This window comes from Streptomyces sp. 142MFCol3.1 (assembly GCF_000424945.1).
Taxonomy (GTDB): domain Bacteria; phylum Actinomycetota; class Actinomycetes; order Streptomycetales; family Streptomycetaceae; genus Streptomyces; species Streptomyces siamensis.
The window spans coordinates 1-17,206 of the sequence record NZ_AUKV01000052.1 but is presented as its reverse complement, the minus strand read 5'-3'; the positions used below and the strand labels follow the sequence as shown (position 1 = coordinate 17,206).

At 65.4% G+C, this 17,206-nt stretch carries 16 protein-coding genes and 1 pseudogene; 14 read left to right on the top strand and 3 right to left on the bottom strand.

Annotated elements, in window-relative coordinates; all coding sequences use genetic code 11:
* Positions 1 to 24 precede the first annotated feature (24 nt).
* Complete coding sequence (locus H305_RS0140910) at positions 25 to 2,136, top strand: alpha-galactosidase (protein WP_028805553.1); 2,112 nt, start codon at positions 25 to 27, stop codon at positions 2,134 to 2,136.
* A gap of 254 nt (positions 2,137 to 2,390) precedes the next feature.
* Here H305_RS0140910 and H305_RS51740 read toward each other — a convergent pair whose 3' ends face one another.
* A complete protein-coding gene (locus H305_RS51740; protein WP_078629499.1) occupies positions 2,391 to 2,699 on the bottom strand; it encodes a DUF742 domain-containing protein in 309 nt (102 codons plus the stop codon).
* A gap of 21 nt (positions 2,700 to 2,720) precedes the next feature.
* Entirely contained in the window at positions 2,721 to 4,055 is a 1,335-nt protein-coding gene (locus H305_RS48600) for a flavin-containing monooxygenase (protein ID WP_037766995.1), read from the bottom strand.
* A 213-nt stretch (positions 4,056 to 4,268) separates the two neighbouring features.
* On the opposite strand from H305_RS48600, the gene H305_RS0140900 reads away from it, so the two are divergent.
* From H305_RS0140900 to H305_RS53050, 6 genes are all read left to right on the top strand, one after another.
* Positions 4,269 to 4,922 (top strand): TetR/AcrR family transcriptional regulator, encoded by a 654-nt coding sequence (locus tag H305_RS0140900; protein WP_028805552.1) that lies wholly within the window; start codon positions 4,269 to 4,271, stop codon positions 4,920 to 4,922.
* Entirely contained in the window at positions 4,919 to 6,625 is a 1,707-nt protein-coding gene (locus H305_RS0140895) for a GMC family oxidoreductase (RefSeq protein WP_028805551.1), read from the top strand. Before H305_RS0140900 ends, H305_RS0140895 begins: the two co-directional genes overlap by 4 nt.
* A complete protein-coding gene (locus H305_RS0140890) occupies positions 6,626 to 7,237 on the top strand; it encodes an acetoacetate decarboxylase family protein (protein ID WP_028805550.1) in 612 nt (203 codons plus the stop codon).
* Positions 7,238 to 7,374: 137 nt separating this feature from the next.
* Positions 7,375 to 8,436, top strand: coding sequence for an alpha/beta hydrolase family protein (locus tag H305_RS0140885; protein ID WP_234021416.1), 1,062 nt, complete (start codon positions 7,375 to 7,377; stop codon positions 8,434 to 8,436).
* Between the two features lie 795 nt (positions 8,437 to 9,231).
* A complete protein-coding gene (locus H305_RS53055; RefSeq protein ID WP_158690671.1) occupies positions 9,232 to 9,375 on the top strand; it encodes a transposase in 144 nt (47 codons plus the stop codon).
* A gap of 6 nt (positions 9,376 to 9,381) precedes the next feature.
* Positions 9,382 to 9,657: a transposase gene (locus H305_RS53050; protein ID WP_107440206.1), complete on the top strand. Its 276-nt coding sequence runs from the start codon at positions 9,382 to 9,384 to the stop codon at positions 9,655 to 9,657.
* Positions 9,658 to 10,062: 405 nt separating this feature from the next.
* Here H305_RS53050 and H305_RS0140875 read toward each other — a convergent pair whose 3' ends face one another.
* Positions 10,063 to 10,686, bottom strand: coding sequence for a TetR/AcrR family transcriptional regulator (locus tag H305_RS0140875; RefSeq protein ID WP_028805548.1), 624 nt, complete (start codon positions 10,684 to 10,686; stop codon positions 10,063 to 10,065).
* 73 nt (positions 10,687 to 10,759) lie between these two features.
* On the opposite strand from H305_RS0140875, the gene H305_RS0140870 reads away from it, so the two are divergent.
* From H305_RS0140870 to H305_RS0140845, 7 genes and pseudogenes are all read left to right on the top strand, one after another.
* Complete coding sequence (locus H305_RS0140870) at positions 10,760 to 11,410, top strand: hemerythrin domain-containing protein (RefSeq protein ID WP_234021415.1); 651 nt, start codon at positions 10,760 to 10,762, stop codon at positions 11,408 to 11,410.
* A 53-nt stretch (positions 11,411 to 11,463) separates the two neighbouring features.
* Positions 11,464 to 12,381 (top strand): hypothetical protein, encoded by a 918-nt coding sequence (locus H305_RS0140865; RefSeq protein WP_199791532.1) that lies wholly within the window; start codon positions 11,464 to 11,466, stop codon positions 12,379 to 12,381.
* 283 nt (positions 12,382 to 12,664) lie between these two features.
* Positions 12,665 to 12,973, top strand: a complete 309-nt coding sequence (locus tag H305_RS51725; protein ID WP_078629498.1) for a winged helix-turn-helix transcriptional regulator — start codon at positions 12,665 to 12,667, stop codon at positions 12,971 to 12,973.
* A gap of 227 nt (positions 12,974 to 13,200) precedes the next feature.
* Positions 13,201 to 13,824 (top strand): hypothetical protein, encoded by a 624-nt coding sequence (locus tag H305_RS0140860; protein WP_028805545.1) that lies wholly within the window; start codon positions 13,201 to 13,203, stop codon positions 13,822 to 13,824.
* A gap of 43 nt (positions 13,825 to 13,867) precedes the next feature.
* Positions 13,868 to 14,140 (top strand): annotated as a pseudogene (locus H305_RS48590) (helix-turn-helix domain-containing protein); the annotation flags it as partial.
* A gap of 1,145 nt (positions 14,141 to 15,285) precedes the next feature.
* Positions 15,286 to 16,512 (top strand): MFS transporter, encoded by a 1,227-nt coding sequence (locus tag H305_RS48585; protein ID WP_234021414.1) that lies wholly within the window; start codon positions 15,286 to 15,288, stop codon positions 16,510 to 16,512.
* A gap of 83 nt (positions 16,513 to 16,595) precedes the next feature.
* Positions 16,596 to 17,201: a TetR/AcrR family transcriptional regulator gene (locus H305_RS0140845; protein ID WP_234021413.1), complete on the top strand. Its 606-nt coding sequence runs from the start codon at positions 16,596 to 16,598 to the stop codon at positions 17,199 to 17,201.
* Positions 17,202 to 17,206: the final 5 nt, after the last annotated feature.

The window sequence follows — 17,206 nt, the reverse complement described above, 5'->3', positions numbered from 1 at the left end:
ATGTCTTCACCGCGCCCTGAGGCCGTGGAGATCGACGAGACCAGCGGAACTGTGCTGTTGCGGACCGCCGCCTCGTGCTACGTCCTGCGCCTGGACACTGCGGCGGGCTCCGTCCATCACGTGTACTGGGGTGCTCCGCTGCCGCTGACCGATGCGGCAGCGCTGCCGGTGTGGGCCGACCACGACAACAGTTTCGCCGGACGCTACGACGGAGTGGAGGAGTATCCAGTCGACGGCGGTGCGCGGTTCGCAGTCCCGGCGCTGGACATCAGGTTCGATGACGGCAGCAGTCCTCTCGAACCGCAGACGGCGGGTATCCGAGTCGCTGGAGAAGGACACGTGGTCGTCTCACTGCGTGACAGGAACCGTCCTCTCGCCTGGGAGTTGCACTACCGCGTTCCCGCTCATGGCGACGTCCTCGAGCGCTGGACGGAGCTCGTCCACACCGGTGAGAACCGGCAGGAACCAGTCCTCCTCCTCCGGTACGCCTCTGCCCACTGGCCCATGCCGCTCAGACCGCGCTGGCGCATGTCCTCGGTCAACGGAGGATGGTCTGCAGAGCACCGCCTGGAGCGATCCGAACTGCCGGTCGGGGAAACCACCTTGAGCAGCCGACGCGGACACACCGGCCATCACACCAATCCATGGGTGATGCTCGACGGAGGCCAGGCCGACGAAGAGCACGGCGAGGTCTGGGCTGCGACACTGGCGACCAGCGGCAGCTGGCGTCTGACGGTTCAGCGCACCGCCGCCGGACGTGCGGGTGTCGTGGCTTCCGAGGGGCACGAAGGAGTCGAGATCACTCTGGCGCCCGGGCAGCGCTATGTCACACCGATCAGCGTGGCGGCCTACAGCGCTGACGGCTTTGGCGGTGTCAGCCGGGCCTTCCATGCCCATGTCCGTCATCACGTTCTGTCGCACGGCGATGAGCTGCGGCCTGTGCTGTACAACTCCTGGGAAGCAACCTCGTTCGCAGTCGACGAGGAGAACCAGCTGGAGCTGGCGCGTCGCGCCGCGGCTTTGGGAGTGGAGCTTTTCGTCGTTGACGACGGGTGGTTCGGCGCCCGTGATGATGACCGCGCAGGCCTGGGCGACTGGACTCCGCACTCCCAGCGCTTCCCGCGGGGGCTGCGTCCGCTGGCCGACCAGGTGCATCAGCTCGGCATGGGGTTCGGTGTGTGGGTGGAGCCGGAGATGGTCAACCCCGACAGCGACCTGTACCGCAAGCATCCCGACTGGGTTCTGCACCTGCCCGATCGCACCGCCACCGAGCTACGCCACCAACTCGTCCTGGACTTCTCCCGGCCGGATGTGACCGACTGGGCCTACGAGTGGCTCCGTGAGCTGGTCGTCGACAATACGGTGGACTTCCTCAAATGGGACTTCAACCGGTCCTTTACCGAGGCAGGCGTGCACGCCGGCGGCAGCAGCGCACGGAAGGTGTACGTTGAGCACGCCCGGGGCCTCTACCTGCTGCTCGACCGGCTGCGGACCGATTTTCCTGACCTGCGCATCGAGACCTGTGCGGGTGGGGGAGGACGAGTTGACCTGGGGATCCTCAGACACACCGATCAGGCGTGGACCTCGGACAACACCGATGCGGTGGACCGTCTGACGATTCAGCACGGCTTCAGCCAGGTCTACCCGTCCACCGTCATGTCGGCCTGGGTGACCGACAGTCCCAACCCTCTGACGGGCAGGCGCGTCCCGCTCGCCTTCCGCTTCCATTCAGCCATGGCCGGCGTACTGGGAATCGGAGGTGATCTGGCTCACTGGACACCGCAGGAAATGGAAGAGGCGACCCGACTGATCGCGCTGTACAAGGACATCCGCCCGGTCATCCAGCACGGCCGGCAGTACCGCTTGTCGGATCCAAACCAATCGCCGGTGACAGCGGTTCAGTACGTCGGAGCAGACGCGGAACGCACCGCGGTGCTTGTCTCGCGGCCCAGTACGGCTTTCGGGTGCATTCACCCTCCATTGCGGCTGCGCGGTCTAGTCCACGACGCCCGGTACCGCGACGAGGACAGCGGCGCAGAGTGGTCCGGGGCAACCCTGGCCGGATTCGGGCTCCCGGTTCCTGAACTACCGGGCGGGGACTATGCAAGCGCACTGATACGACTGCGCCGGGTGTAGCCAACCGAACGACCCGTCGGCAAGGCGACGGTATGGCTCGTCTGACCAGGCCGGCGGGTGATGAATCCGATGGCGACGGCTGACTTCTCGCGGTGGAGCAGTGCGGCTCGCGTGCCCGCCGCACGTTGGAGGCCGAGCTGCCGAAAACCGCGTCTGTTTGTACGCCGCGGTGCCCCCTGGAGCTGCGTGCGTCGGGCGAGAACGTTCCCTCTTCGACTGGTGATCCTGCGTGCGCTCCTGGCGAGCGGTCTCCTTCAGAGTGCGCGCAGGCCACTGAGGACTCTGTTGAGGAGCTCGAAATCCGGCCCGCCGTCGAAAGCGGTGGTCTGAGGATCGTGCACGCTGACCAGCCCTGCTTCTGCAAGATCTGCGACCAGTATCCGAGTCACCCCAAGAGGCAGATGCAGGTGTGCGGAAATCTCTGCAACAGACTGCCCCGTCGCACATAAGCGGCAGATACGGCGCCGCGATGGCGGAAATGGATAAAATCCCGCCCGGAAGGCAGATTCATCGTGCGTAGAAGCGCCCGCTACGTGAGCGGGTGTGACTGGCGAGCCTCGCAAGGTGAGCGGGTTCTTGAGGCGTCAGCATGGGGTGCGCTCGCGTGCCCGCTTCCCACCATGCCTGCGCTCCTTGGCCAGTTCTCTCGCGTATGTCCGGGCGTCCACCTGAATGGTGTGCCTGGCTGAGGCGACGTAGCGGCGGGTCTGGCGGGCGCGGTACGAGCGGATCTCGTCCAGCATCCGCGACCGGGTGGGCAGGGTGCACTTGTGCTGGAGCAGGTCGGCTACCCAGTGCGCCTGCGCTTCCGCCAGCGGCATGATCGCACCGAGAGGCTGGACGAGTCCGATGAAGTACAGGCCGGGATGATCGGGTGCCGCGACGCGGCGATAGAGGCTGAGGTTGTTCTCCGTGACGTCGATCAGCTCGGGTTTCAAGAACGGGAAGGCGATGTCGTACCCGGTGCCGTAGATGATCGCGTCGATCTGCTCCGTGCTGCCGTCTTCGAACACCACGCCGTCGGCTTCGAGGCGCTGAGGGGCGGGCTTGACGGCGATGTCCCCGTGTCCGAGCCGGGACAGCAGGTCGTCCGAGATGGTGGGGTGAGCGGCGAGGACGCGGTGGGTGGGTCTGGGAAGCCCGAAATCGGAGAGCCGGCCGCGGCTCAGCCGCAGCAGTAGTTGCAGGCCGCGGTCCTGAAGGGAGAGGGGGGCTCTGGCCAGCCAGGAGTTGGTGAGATGGTCCGTGGGAGTGCCGAACAGGTATTTGGGCAGGATGTGTGCTCCGCGGCGCATGGACAGAATGGTTCGCTGGGTCACACGTGAGGTTTCCACGGCGATGTCGCAGGCGGAGTTTCCGATCCCAACGACCAAGACGCGCAGGCCGGTGAAGGGCTCAGGGACCCGGTAGTCGTGTGAATGGATCTGCGTGCCCGCGAAATCGGCCGCTCCCTCGATGTGTGGATGCGGCCAACGGGGTTTCCAGTGGTGCCCGTTGGCGACGAGCACGGCGTGGTAGACCTGTTCCGTTTCCAGCCGCGAGTCGCAGTGTCGGGCAGTCACCGTCCACTGTCCAATGGGAGTGGGGGAGACGTCGATGACTTCGGTGCGGAAGCGGATGGCATCGCGTAATGCGAAGTGGTCCACGAAGGCATCGAAGTACTGGGCAATCTGAGCGTGGCCGGGATAGTCCGGATAATCCTTCCTCATGGGGTAGCACGCGTACTCCATCATCTGGCGCGAGGTGTTGATGTGCAGCGAACGGTAGGCGGATGAGCGGCCGTTGTCATTCATGTACCGCCAGTTGCCGCCGACCTGGGATCCGAGCTCGAAGCAGTCGTAGGGGATGCCTCGCTCGGCGAGAACCTGGCAGGCGGCGATCCCCGAGGAGCCCGCTCCGATCACGCACACCTTTTGCATGGCGACTCCTCTGCCTGTGACCAGATGGTCATGTGACCGGGTGGTCACAGAGTGGTGCGCATGTCCTGCGGTGTCAATGGGGCGGCGCTCGGCCTCCTGGGCCGGGCCGGAAGTATCAACAGCCCTTTCTGCAAGCACCGTTGACACGCGACTGTTCCGGCTCCACGATGACCGGGCGGTCACATGACCGTCCGGTCACGCTCAGGAGCGCGCATGCCTACCACCACCTGGAACCGGCTACCGCCGGACCGACGCGAACGCGTCCTGGTCGCCGCCATGGACGAGTTCGGAACGCATGGGTATTCCACCGGAAGCCTGAACGTGATCGCCCGCGAGGCCGGGGTAGCGAAAGGCTCGCTGTTTCAGTACTTCTCCGGAAAACTCGATCTCTTCACCTACGTTGCGGAACAGACCTCGTTTCGCATCTATGCGCACATGCAGCCCTGGCTGGACGGATACGACGGCACCAGCGCCTTCCGCGTCCACTTGGTAGAGGCGCTGGAAGCCTGGCTTGCCTACTTCGCCACGCACCCCCTGGAGCGTGGGGTCACCGCAGCCACCAACATGGAAATGGATCCGGCCGTCCGCGACGCGGTCCGTGTGCCCGTGAACGAGATCTACCTCGCCGGATTGCGCCCCCTGCTGCAACGCGCCGTCGAAGCAGGTGACCTGCGAAAAGACGCAGACCTGGAAGCTCTGCTGTCTCTCCTGCTCGTGCTGCTGCCGCACCTCGCGCTGCTTCCGCACGCACCAGGACTGGACGGTCCCATACCCCTTTCAGGCAAGCATCCGCAGGTCCGCCGGGAGAACCTCGAGCGAATCGTCACACCTCTGCTAGCCGACTTCGTTCCGAAAGAGGAGCCGTGACCGCCTTCGACTACGACGTTCTCGTGATCGGCTCGGGTTTCGGCGGAAGCGTCACCGCGTTGCGGCTCACCGAGAAGGGGTACCGCGTCGGTGTACTCGAATCCGGACGCCGGTTCGCCGACCGGGACTTCCCTCAGACTTCCTGGCACATCAAGAACTATCTCTTCGCCCCGCGCTTGGGATGCACCGGGATACTGCGCCTCTCGCTCCTAGGCAACGTCCTTGTCCTCAGCGGCGCCGGCGTCGGCGGAGGGTCACTTGGCTATGCCAACACTCTCTATGAGCCTCCCGCTGCCTTCTACGAGAAATCGGCCTGGGCCGTGCTGACAGACTGGCGACGCGAACTCGCCCCCTACTACGCACAGGCCCGCCGCATGCTCGGCGTCACCCCCAACCCGATCTTCACCGCGGCCGACCATCTGTTGAAGGAAACTGCCCGCGACCTGGGGTGCGAAGACACTTTCCGAGCCGCCCCGGTCGGTGTCCACTTCGGCCCCGCCGACACCAAGTCCGACGACACCTTCCCCGACCCGTACTTCGGTGGCGCCGGCCCGACCCGCAACGCCTGCATCAACTGCGGCGCCTGCATGACCGGCTGCCGCCACAACGCGAAAAACACCCTGCCCAAGAACTACCTCGGCTTAGCCGAGCGGGCCGGCGCCACCGTGCTCGAACGCCGCACAGTGACCGGCGTCGCCAGAAGCGGTGAAGGCTGGAACGTCACCTCAGTGCGCACTGGCACCGCCCTGCGCCGACGCCGACAGACCCTGCGTGCACGACACGTCGTCTTCGCGGCGGGAGCACTGGGCACCCAAAAGCTGCTCCACAAACTCCGCCATGACGGCTCGCTCCCCAATCTGTCGACCCGCCTGGGCCGACTGACGCGCACCAACTCGGAAGCCGTCCTCGGCGTTCGTGCCAAAAGCCGTGACGCCGACTACACGCACGGTGTTGCTATCACTTCTTCCATTCACCTCGACTCCACTACCCACGTCGAACCCGTGCGCTACGGGCGCGGCAGCAACCTGCTGGCACTACTTGCCGCCCTTCTCGTCGACCCCGTACCCGGACGCTCGCGGCTGCTCCTCGGGCTCGCCGCCATGGCACGCAACGTACGACACCTGCCCGCCCTGCACACCCCACGCCGCTGGTCGCAGCAATCGGTTGTACTGCTCGTCATGCAAAGCCTCGACAACTCGGTGACAACCTACCTGCGCCGGACTTGGACCGGACGGCGTCGGCTCACCAGTCGGCCCGGTGAAGGCGCCCCGAATCCTGCTTGGATACCGACTGGACACCGCGCCGCCCGCGCTGCTGCCGCCCGCATCGGAGGCCAGCCCTGCGGCACATGGGGCGATCTCTTCAACATCCCCACCACCGGTCACCTGATCGGCGGCTGCACCATAGGCGACAGTTCTCGAACCGGCGTCGTCGACCCCTATCACCGTCTGCACAACTATCCCGATCTGCACGTCATCGACGGCTCCACGATCTCCGCCAATCTCGGAGTCAATCCGTCCCTCACCATCACCGCCCTTGCCGAGCGTGCGACCGCCCTGTGGCCCAACAAGGACGAAACCGACCCCCGACCCCAGCCCGGGCGGCCATACCGCAGTGTTCCGCCCGTCCCACCACACCATCCCGTGGTCCCGGACACCGCTCCTGGCGCCCTGCGCCTGCCACCCCCCAAAGAAGGTCTCTGAATGACTCCCTACCCGGAGCAGCCCTGGCACCTCGCCGGGCAGATGTACCTGTCGCTGTGGCTCGAGCCGCGCCACAGACTGCCCTCAGTAGCCGCCGGCACCCGGCCCGTGACCGTCTTCGGCCGCGGCGTGGTGGGCGCGGCCTGGGTTGTTTACGAACACGACAGTGTCCTGCACTACAACGAGCTCTTGCGTGCCGTCCTCGTGCGGGACCGCGCGCGACTTCGTGCCTGCATCACTGACATCTGGGTCGACAACGAGGCCTCCATGGCCGGCGGCCGCGCCCTGTGGGGCATACCCAAGGAATTGGCCGTCTTCGACGTCGAGCGGACTCGCGACCTCTGCCTTACTGCCGAAGCCGGAGGACGCGCGCTGGCCATGAGCAAGTTCAGCCAGAGCCGGAGCCTGCCCGGCCGCTGGCCCCTCAGCTATAAGGTGACGCAGACTCTCGACGGGCGACTCAAGACCAGTCAGGTGTCCAGCAAGACGGCTCTGACGCTTGCACGGGCTCGATGGACGGCCCCTGCGGACAGCCCCCTGAATCAGCTAGCGCGCCGTCCGCCACTGCTCAGCCTAGCCCTCCGGGACTTCAGTCTGAGCTTTGGCGCCTGATCACCATCCGACGAGAGCGCCGACGCGCAACAGCCGCGAAACTCCGCCCACGTGAAATGCATGCGCAGTACGCGATGAACCGAAGCCGTCGCCTGGCAAGCCGGGCCTCGTGCCGCTCTCACCACAAGGACTTGGGTTTGACGGCACACGGAGCCTGGAACCACGGCGTCACGCAGGTGCAACTCGACATTCTGGCAACGGTGCTGGAGTCGAACTGCTCTGACTCGACAGTCACCGTTCCTCGACCAAGAGAAGGTGATCTGGTGTTACGTCATGTCCTGAGGGCATTGACCGCGCTGCTACTGACAGCGGTAGCGGCATTCACGATGGCGCCGGCTGCCGGTGCGCATTCGGCAGCAGCCACAGCGGCAGCCACGGACCCTTCCACCACAGGGTCCTTCGCCGTGGCCTACTCCGATCTGACCGTCTCCGCATCCGGGCGCTCCTTCAGCGCACGTGTCTGGTACCCGGGCACCTCGGCCGGAGCCAATGCACCCGTCGCGCCGGGCGCTCACCCGGCTCTCGCCTTCGGCCACGGTTTCTTCCAAGGCATCAACCAGTACGAGAGCCTGCTCAAGCACTACGCTTCCTGGGGCTTCATTACGGTTGCGCCCAAGTCGCAGGGCGGCCTGTTCCCCAGCCATTCGACATTCGCCGACGACCTCAACGCCGCACTGACCTGGCTCACCGCGCAGAACACCACCAACGGCTCTCGGTTCGCGGGCGCTGTCAACACCGGTCGGCTCGGAGTGTCCGGCCACTCGATGGGCGGCGGCGCCGCTCTCATCGCCGCCAGCCGCAATCCTGCCGTCAGAAGCGTCTCGACGCTGGCTGCAGCGGAGACCAACCCTTCAGCAGTGACGGCCTCCGGGACACTGAGCGTTCCGGCTCAGTACGTGGGCGGCAGCGCCGACACCATCGCCGGTGTGGCCGACAACCAGCAGAAGATGTACAACGCCAAACCGGCCCCCACACAGCTCCGTGTCATCACCGGCGGGTTCCACTGCGGCTTCGAGGACAGCTCCGGATTCGGCTGCGACAGCGGCACCATCACCCGGGCGGCGCAGCAGAAACTCACTCAGGGAATCACCACATCCTTCTTCCTCTACACACTCGGCGGTGACACCTCGGTGTACGACCAGGTGTGGGGTTCCGCAGCCCATAACCTCGCCGGCGTCGTCTATTCAGCCAAGCCCTGACCCCGGAGCTGCGTAAAGTGCACGTTCCTGAAAGCGCACGCCCGAAGGCGTCAAGGGATGGGAGGCCGGCCCTGCGAGCAGGCCGGAGGGTTCATCTGGTTCGCTCCCGGTCTCTTGGCTCCGAGGTGAAATGCCACGTGGAGCAAGGAGGCGTTTCACCTCGTGGCCGACCTGAAGAATCCACCTGGCTTCGCGTCAAGAGGCGAGTGTCGGGACGGCCTTCGGTGTGTGGTCACAGGCTCGGCGGCCGGGGCTGGTGACATGGCGCCCCGGCCGACGTGTCTCGGCTGAGATGACCATTGTTGGACAGGCGGCCTGCAGCAGGCGATCAACTCAAGTCGCTGTGCACCATCCGTATGTGAGCTCCCTGTACGGATGGTGCATGCACGTGTACAGGGTCATGGCGGGAGCCCGTGATCGATCTTGGCTGCGGCTTACTGCGGTTGTCGGCCGAGAGCTAGACCCGTGACGGGCCAATCGCGGCAGCCGACGCGGCAGTTCGACGGCGGCGCTTCCGTTCGTCGTCGGTGTCGCCGACCCAGGCAGGCTGAGCGCCTGGGGCGCCGGTAGGGTCGGACGCCGTGACTGACTGGACCGGGGTGCGCGATCGGGTTCTGGCTCTGGCCGCAGCGCCAGGCGGCGACAAGGTGTTTAGCACCCGGCGCCGCGGGGCGAGGGCGCACGGCTTTGCCCTCGATGCGGCTCTGACCGCCGCCGAGGTGGCGGACCTCGAGGCATGGCTGGACGTTGACTTGCCCGAGGACTCTCGCTCGGATCCCCACCGTCGCCGCCGACGTGACCGACGCCGAGTGGGTGGCAGTCCGGCCGTTGCTGCCGGTGCCGCGCTGGCTTCAGGGCCGAGACGGCCAGCCGGAGGCGTACTGTCACCGAGCGCTCCTGGACGCGATCCGCCACCTGGTCGACAACGGCACGAAGTAGCGGGCCATGCCGGTCGACTTCCCGCCGTGGGACCGGGTCTACGCGTTCTTCCGACGTTGGCGCGACCACGGCCTGGTCCGCGAGTTACACGACCGCCTCCGCCGCCAGGTCCGTGAGCAGGCCAGGCGGAATCCGGAACCGAGCGCCGGCGTGATCGACTCCCAGTCGGTCGAGGCGGACGCCGTGGTCGGATCCGACAGCCGGGGCTTCGACGGCGGCAAGCTGATCAACAACCGCAAGCGGCCGACGGCGGCAGCGACCGGCTCATCGACAGCGTTGTAGCCTGGGGCGACGTCGAAGCCATCGGCAATCGTGTCCGGGCCCACCACGATGCCGGAGCCGACCACGTGTGTTTGCACGTCCTCGGCGGGGGTTCTCCCACGCCGCTGTCTGAATGGCGCGAGCTGGCAGCTCTTACTCAGTGACGCACCTCCCTTGTTGCCGACTGGGGAGCAGGAGGCGGCGCGAGGCGGGAGCGGGAGGTCAGCCGTTTCAATAGGGGATGACGACCATGTCGTCATCCCCTCAAGACCCAGACAGAAGGCCGCTGCACGGCCCCTGACAGAAGCTCTCCCGACGGTGCCGGCCGCATGGGGCCGTATACGCTGCCGCCGCATATGCTCTGGGAATCCGCAAACGCGTCGTTGTCCTTGGCGCTGCAGGATGACCAGACATCCGCGGAAAGGCTCAGGTATCCCTGAGCAGAGCCTGACAAGCTGAGCGTGAGATCCAAGCCTGCGCGCGGTCGAATGACCAGCCACGTTCGCCGACCAGCGTCATCCAGGCATGCGGGCCGAGGTAGAACCACAGCAGGTCGATTGCGTCCGCACGGCTGACATCGGCGCGGAGCGCACGGAGCGTCACAAGTCGGTCGGCTACACCCGTGAGGCGTTGGACGTAATCGCCCGCCCCCCTCTCCAGAACCGCCTTGACGGCGGGTTCACCGGGCGGATCCCGATAGAAGAGCCCGTATACGAGTTCCCAGTGTCGTTCGTGAGTGAGTCGGGTTCCCTCGGCGGTCAGCTCGATCACAGCGATCGGGTCGTCGCTGGCCTCGACTGCGGCCAGGGTGTTGGCCGCAGTGGGGTCTGTGAGAGCTGGCTCGAGCAACGCTGTCAGGATGCTCGGCTTGTTTCCCACGCTGCTGTACACGGTCGGCACGGCGACCTTCCCTGCTTCTGCGATCTCCCCGATGGTCACCCCGGCGTACCCGCGGGCCATGAAAAGGGCGTACGCGCTGCTCAGGATGGCCTCACGCGTGGCGGCTGCGGAGTGGCTGCGGCGGGGGGAGTGGTATTTCCGGCTCTTCACCGACACAGTGTATCTCATTCACGTTAAGTAACTTTATTGACAATAGATGCATCTAATGAATATGGTTCATTTCATGACGACGAACAACCTCCATGAGCCCACGGCGGTCATCGAGACCCGGCTGGCCCACGGCGTCCACCGCGTGGCCTCTAACCTGCTGACAGAGGCGGCCGTTCGCCCTTCGGTGCCTCTGGACGCCCTTGAGCAGCTGCGCGACTTCCTCGTCGCAAACCTGCGCCATCACCACGAGACCGAGGACCATGACCTGTGGCCGCGGATCATCGCGGCGGCACCGGCCATATCACACGAACTCGATGAGCTCAGTGGGGAACACGAGCAACTGGACGAGGCCCTCGACCGCCTGTCTGCCGTTTTGGTCAGCGACGGCACCGCAAGCGATGAAGTGCGAGTCATACTTCACGAGGCGGCCCGCGCGGTGAGGGACACGGTGCACAGCCACCTGACCCACGAAGAGCCCATCCTCTTCCCGGCGCTCCTGGACCACATCAGCCCGCAGGAGTGGCAGGACTTCTCCCAGCGTGTAATCGCCACCACGCCGCCCGTGGCCGGCCACCTCATGATCGGCTTCCTCGACGAGGTCGGTACACCTGCCGAGGTTGAGCTGATGCTTTCGGCCCTGCCCGAGCAAGTCCTGCCCCTCATCCCGGCAATGCGTCGGCAGGCAGCGGAAGACCTGAGGGTCCTTCGGGGTGGCGTGTCGTGAACTCCGCCGTCGTCAGGTGGCCTGACGCGGCAGAGACGGTGATCAGGGGCGACTTGACCATCGCGGTCTCCTACGTCACCCCGGCCGGCGGCGCAGTGATCGCGACCGTATCGCCAGTAGGCCTCGGAGACCGGGAAGCGGGCCGCGTCGGTTTCACCACCTCGCTCGGCTTCCCGAAGAAGCTGGAACGCATCCTGCGAGATCCGCATGTGTCACTCGCTTATCACACGCGTGAACACGGATACGCCGCCACCGACTCCTACGTACTTGCGCAGGGCATTGCCTCGGTTGACCTGCGCCCCTCGCCGGATCGCCTCACCCAGATGATGAAGGCTTCCGAGCCGTTCCTTGGGAAGACCAAGCGAGGACCGGTATGGGACTGGTTGCTGCGCGAGTACCACCAAGAACGCGTCTTCGTCGACGTCGACATCGAGCGCGTTGCCGTCTGGCCCGACCTGGCGGCCCGCGGCGAAACATCGATCACCGGTACCGCGTGGCCAGAGATGCCTGCCGAGCAGAGACCGCCGAGAAACGGAACTGATCCGCGCGTCGACGTGGCCGACGTCGCACGGAGGATTGCAGCACTGCCGCACCGGATGCTCGCCTACCGTGGCGCTGACGGATTCCCCGTCATTCTCCCGGTCAAGGTCATCGGACATGACAGCTCAGGGCTGCATCTAGATGTCCCTCCGGGACTGCTGCCACTCGGAGGGCGCAGAGCAGGGTTCCTTGCCCACGCTTTCCAGCCGCAGTGCATCGGACTGGGCATGCGCACCCTCACCGGCTGGCTGACGGTAACCGATGAAGGCGCGCTCTACGCACCCCACACCGCCAAGGGCCTGGCCGCACCGCCGTACAAGACGCTGCTGACGGTCTCGAATGGCCTGATGGCCAAGTACGGCCTATGGCGAGCCCGCCGCAACGGCACCGCCGAACGATTGCAGGAACTCGCTGCGGGTCTCGCGAGCTAGCTGAGTGCGACCCGGTATCGGAACCGGGGCGCATCAGGCACTCAATCTGCTGCTGCACCGACCTGGGCAGCTCAGGCGGTACAGCAGCAGATTCCTCAGCAGGGCTTCTTCAGCCGGGTTGCTTCAATGCACCAAGAAGATACCTAAAGTTGGTCCATCACAAGACAGTCAATTTCCTTCCATGCGAACCTTCCGACAGGACCCAAAATTGCAGTCGATTTCCGACATGGTCGGGCCTCCGCAAGGTCCGACTCTGAGAAAAATAGGCGAAGATCCGGCGGAGATGAGCCCCCACGTCGACAAGGGTCTAATTCGCGTATTTCAGATACTGGGAAAGCGCTGGACCGGATTGATCTTGGCAGCGCTTTTTTATCAGGAGAAGAACTTCTCTGACGTTCGGCGCGCCATCCCGGGCATTAGTGAGCGCATGCTTGCCAACCGGCTCGCTGAACTTGTTGACGCTGGACTTGTCGTACGCCTGGTAAGTGAAGGTCCTCCATTGCGCGTCTCGTATCGCGTAACTCTGGCCGGCGCTGCTCTTGAGTCACCATTCGAAGCCCTGGCCGCCTGTGGTAGAAATTTTCCAGAATAACCAAGCGGCGGCGCGCTTTTCAAGGGCATGTAGTCTCTAAGTGCTCAGCATGACCAATATGACAGGAATGCGACAGGTGGCCTGAGCTCCGAAACCCATTTCAACTCACGCGAGAAGAGACCAACGGCCGCCCCTTTAACCATGCTAAGAGCTGTCCCGTAACTGGACGGCGCCCCGTTGCCGATCCTGGATCGGATCGTGTCAGTGGCTGGTGACAGGATCGAGGGGTGCTGATTAAGGGATACGACGTCGGCCCGTTGGTGCCGGGCGAGTCACTGCTGGGCCACCCGGGCTTCTGGTCGAACTACCTCCTGGCGATGTGCAGCGACGGGGGGTGTGTCGAGCGCCCGGTTCCGGAGTGGTTCGGTGAGGACGGCGCCGACGTCGATGCCCTGTCCGAGGTCCTCTTCGATCCTGAGCACTGGCCGGTGTTCAGGGTGCCGGCAGAAGGCGGCCCTGGAGCCGTGGTGATCTACCGCAACCTGGATGGCGATTACGGCACCGACTACCTCCTCACCCATCTAGGCAGAAGCTACGCCGAGCAGATCGCCAGCTGGGACGGAGACTTCTCGGGCGCTGGGCTGACATGGCACGAACTGATCCGGATCGCTGACAGCCCGTCGCTTGCGGACGAAGGCGTCCAGGGCACAGCCACCCGCTTCCTACTACTGCTTCCCCTCCTCACAGACCTGGACGTGCCGGAAACAGCATCGGCAAGGCTTATCGCCGCCCTGACCACAATTGGCGCGCCTCAAGACACTGCGTCCACCGCGGCGGAGCATCTGCTGGCTCACCTCGCAAGGAGACCCTGGCACGACCCCGCGTGGACGTCTCCGCTGAGCGGCAGCTGAGAGGTGGGCCGAGCCACCGGTCACCCCATGAAACGACCTTGGTATGGCTGGTGTGATCACGGCGTCGGAATCTTCCTGGATAGCCCCGTTCTCCGGGCCGAGCCCTCGCGCCTTCGGGAAGCTGGTGACCGTGCTGCGACGTGAAGGTGCGAATGTGGACCGCAAGGGCCGGCCGTGGAGCCTCCCGCTAGAGGGCCGGGCCCTGCTGGTGGCCGCGTACTGGCGCACGAACGTGGCCATGCGTCAGCTCGCCCCGCAGTTCGGGGTGTCTAAATGGGCGGCGGACCGGATCATCGACCACCTCGGACCGAGGCTCAGGTCATTCGCCCACTCCCTCCGGCGACGGCTCTTCGCAATGGGTCCGTCTTCCCGTAACTACCAATGAAAACAGGCTATTTGATCTCCTGCGCGACGTGGCGCGAACCAGACCACACCAGCCCCGGCTCCGGAGCCCGGTCCGGCCGCAGAATCTACTGGTGCCCTGCCCGAATGGACCCGCGGTGCAGCCTCTCGTGGTGAGACTGTGTGAGCTCCCGATGGGCCGCTGCTGGCGTCAACCACGCCCATCACCCCCTGGCCTCACCGAGGCGCTTCCCACTTCGACCTGTACCCGAGCAGCGGGCCTGAGGGTGTACCGCACAAGAAGGTGGGTGCCGCCCTGCGGGCGCTGGACGAGGCGCGCAGCGCCCTGGAGATGCTGCTGTCCATGTACGGCTCGACGACCTCACGACGCACCCCCTGTACACATTGTTCCGTCGCATTGAACTGCGTAAGCCGTGTTCGCTCTATGGCTGCACCGGCCCGGGAGTCTTCGACCCGTGGGTGCTGGGTGGGGCGGTGTGCTCCGGTGAGACAGCGCCAGGCCCGGATCGGGTGCTGGCGTGAAGGCGGTCTGATGTGGCACAGCGGCCGGAACTCCCTCGGCGGGGCTTGCCCGTCCAGCGGCGTCGACCATGACGACGCGCAGAAACCGGCCGCCGCCGACCTCGCCGCTTCGTCCCCTCAGCCCGACCGGCGCAGGCCGCATTGGTCTTGCCCTCCCGGCCGCGACGGACCGCGCTGACCACGTCGCCCCCCGCCCGACGACCACCGGAAGATCAGCTCATGAGTAGCGGCCCCTTCTGCAATCTTGTGACCGGGGTCCGCGCGGCTTCGACGATCTCGGCACCATCGCCCGGGCCCTGGATGACGTCCTCGCCCCCCGCCGCCCTGAGCGGCGCCGCGCGACATCATGCTGCGTTGTGGTTTGGATGTCACGAGTGACGTAGTTCCCTCTCCCTAGACCAGCGGCGTTGCACTTTACAGACAGGTCTGTCTACGATGCCGAGGTCCGTTTTGTTTCAGGGAAAGTGATCATTTATGCCCGGCCCCGCCTCCCGAGACGTTTCGATCAAGCGGCCCCCCATGCACGCGGCTCCAGGACGCCGAGTCCTGGGTCTGGGGCCTAAAGCCTCGCTGGGCGTGCTGGCCTCCATCACTACTTCACTTCTGGCCTCCTCCAGCGCACCGACCCCTCTCTACGCCATTTACCAGCAGCACTGGGGTTTCTCACCCATCACCATCACTGTCGTCTTCGGCGTGTATGCGATAGCCGTACTCTCCTCACTCCTCTTCTTCGGGAAAGTCTCCGACCATGTCGGACGGCGCCCGATCCTCGTAACGGCCCTGATCGTGCAGGCGCTGGCCATGATCGTGTTCATCACGGCCGGCGATGTAGGTGCTTTGCTCGCTGCCCGTGTCCTGCAAGGGCTAAGTACGGGTGCCGGGGTCGGTGCGCTTGGTGCCGGAATGCTCGACATCGACGTGCGCAAGGGCGGATTCCTGAACTCCTTCACGCCGTTGGTGGGAACGATGGGAGGTGTCCTGACTGCCAGCCTGGTCGTGCAGTACCTGCCAGCGCCCACCCGTCTCATCTATGCGGTGCTGCTCGGTGTCTTCGTTCTGCAGGTGCTGGCCGTTCTCGCCGTGAAGGAGACGGTGAGCCGCAAGCCGGGCGCGCTGGCCAGCATGGTTCCGGAGTTCAAGCTGCCCAGGTCGGCGCGGGCCTCGGTGGCGATTGCCGCGCCCGTCATGTTCGCGGTGTGGGCGCTCAATGGCCTGTACGGGGCGCTGGGGCCGGCCATTACGCGGACCCTGGTGCACTCCTCCTCCGCGGTGTGGGGAGGCATGCCCCTGTTCATCGTCGCGGGCTTCGCTGGTCTGGCCGTGGTGACGCTGCGCAGCGCCGGAACGCGGACCATGATGCTGATCAGTATCGGCACACTGATCGTCGGCGTTGTGATCACCTTGCTGTCCATCGCTTCGGGCAGTGGCGGCAGCTCGTCCGCGGTCGGGTTTTTCGCAGGCTCTGCGATATCCGGATTCGGTTTCGGCAGCGGGTTCCAGGGCGGCATAAGGCTGGTTGTGCCGCAGGTGGAGCCGCATGAGCGCGCCGGCATCCTTTCCTTCTTGTACGTGGTGTGCTACGTCGGCCTGGGTGTCCCGGCCGTGATCGCCGGCGTGCTGGTCGTGCACGGCGGCGGCTTGGTGCGGACCTCCCTGGAATACGGCATCACTGTCATCGTGCTGGCCCTCGCAGCCCTGGCGGGACTCGTGCGCAGCAGCCGTCGCTCGCACCGGGGGCTGGCCATTCAGCAAGCAGCTCCCCGCGCCGAGGCGGTGCCAGCAGCGCAGGCCTCAAAGGGATGACTTCCCTTCCCGGTATGGTGAACAAGTCTGTCTATCGGATCTATTTTCGTGTTAGGGTGAACAGGTCTGTCTAAGATAGGGGGATGGTCATGGTGACCAAGATCGAAGCCAGGGCGTTGACGCGCGAGCGGCTGCTCGATGCGGCCAATGAGCTCTTCTACGGTGAAGGCGTGCAGACCGTCGGCATCGATCGCGTGATCGAACATGCTGGGGTGGCCAAGGCGTCGCTGTACAAAGCATTCGGGAACAAGGAAGGCCTTGTCTGCGCCTACCTCGAACGCCGCTTCGAGCGCAGGAAGGAGCAGATCGCCCGCACCCTGACTCGTTTCCGCACTCCGCGCGAGCAGCTGCTCGGCGTCTTTGACGCGCTGGGCGAGGTATTCACAGATCCTCAGTTCAACGGCTGCGCCTTCGCGCGGGCGTCCGCCGAAGCGAACCAGGACAGCGCCATCCGCAAGGTGGCCGACGACTACCGCGCATGGCTGCGCGACCTGCTCACCGAACTGGCCGCCGCGTCCGGGTACACCGACCCCGAGACGCTGGGCCGCCAACTCCTCCAGTTGTACGACGGGGCGGAACAGTCCGCACGCTTGGACCGCGACCCCTCCGCGGCAACGACCGCCCGAGCCGCGGCAACCGCCCTGCTGAATGCCGCACCACTGGTGGCGGCTGCACCCACCGGGCAGTGACTCCG

Excerpts from the sequence above, each read along its gene's own strand:
- H305_RS48600 (WP_037766995.1), bottom strand. The coding sequence starts at position 4,055 with ATGCAAAAGGTGTGCGTGATCGGAGCGGGCTCCTCGGGGATCGCCGCC.
- H305_RS0140900 (WP_028805552.1), top strand. The coding sequence starts at position 4,269 with ATGCCTACCACCACCTGGAACCGGCTACCGCCGGACCGACGCGAACGC.
- H305_RS0140890 (WP_028805550.1), top strand. The coding sequence starts at position 6,626 with ATGACTCCCTACCCGGAGCAGCCCTGGCACCTCGCCGGGCAGATGTAC.
- H305_RS53050 (WP_107440206.1), top strand. The coding sequence starts at position 9,382 with ATGCCGGTCGACTTCCCGCCGTGGGACCGGGTCTACGCGTTCTTCCGA.
- H305_RS0140870 (WP_234021415.1), top strand. The coding sequence starts at position 10,760 with ATGACGACGAACAACCTCCATGAGCCCACGGCGGTCATCGAGACCCGG.
- H305_RS51725 (WP_078629498.1), top strand. The coding sequence starts at position 12,665 with ATGAGCCCCCACGTCGACAAGGGTCTAATTCGCGTATTTCAGATACTG.
- H305_RS0140845 (WP_234021413.1), top strand. The coding sequence starts at position 16,596 with ATGGTCATGGTGACCAAGATCGAAGCCAGGGCGTTGACGCGCGAGCGG.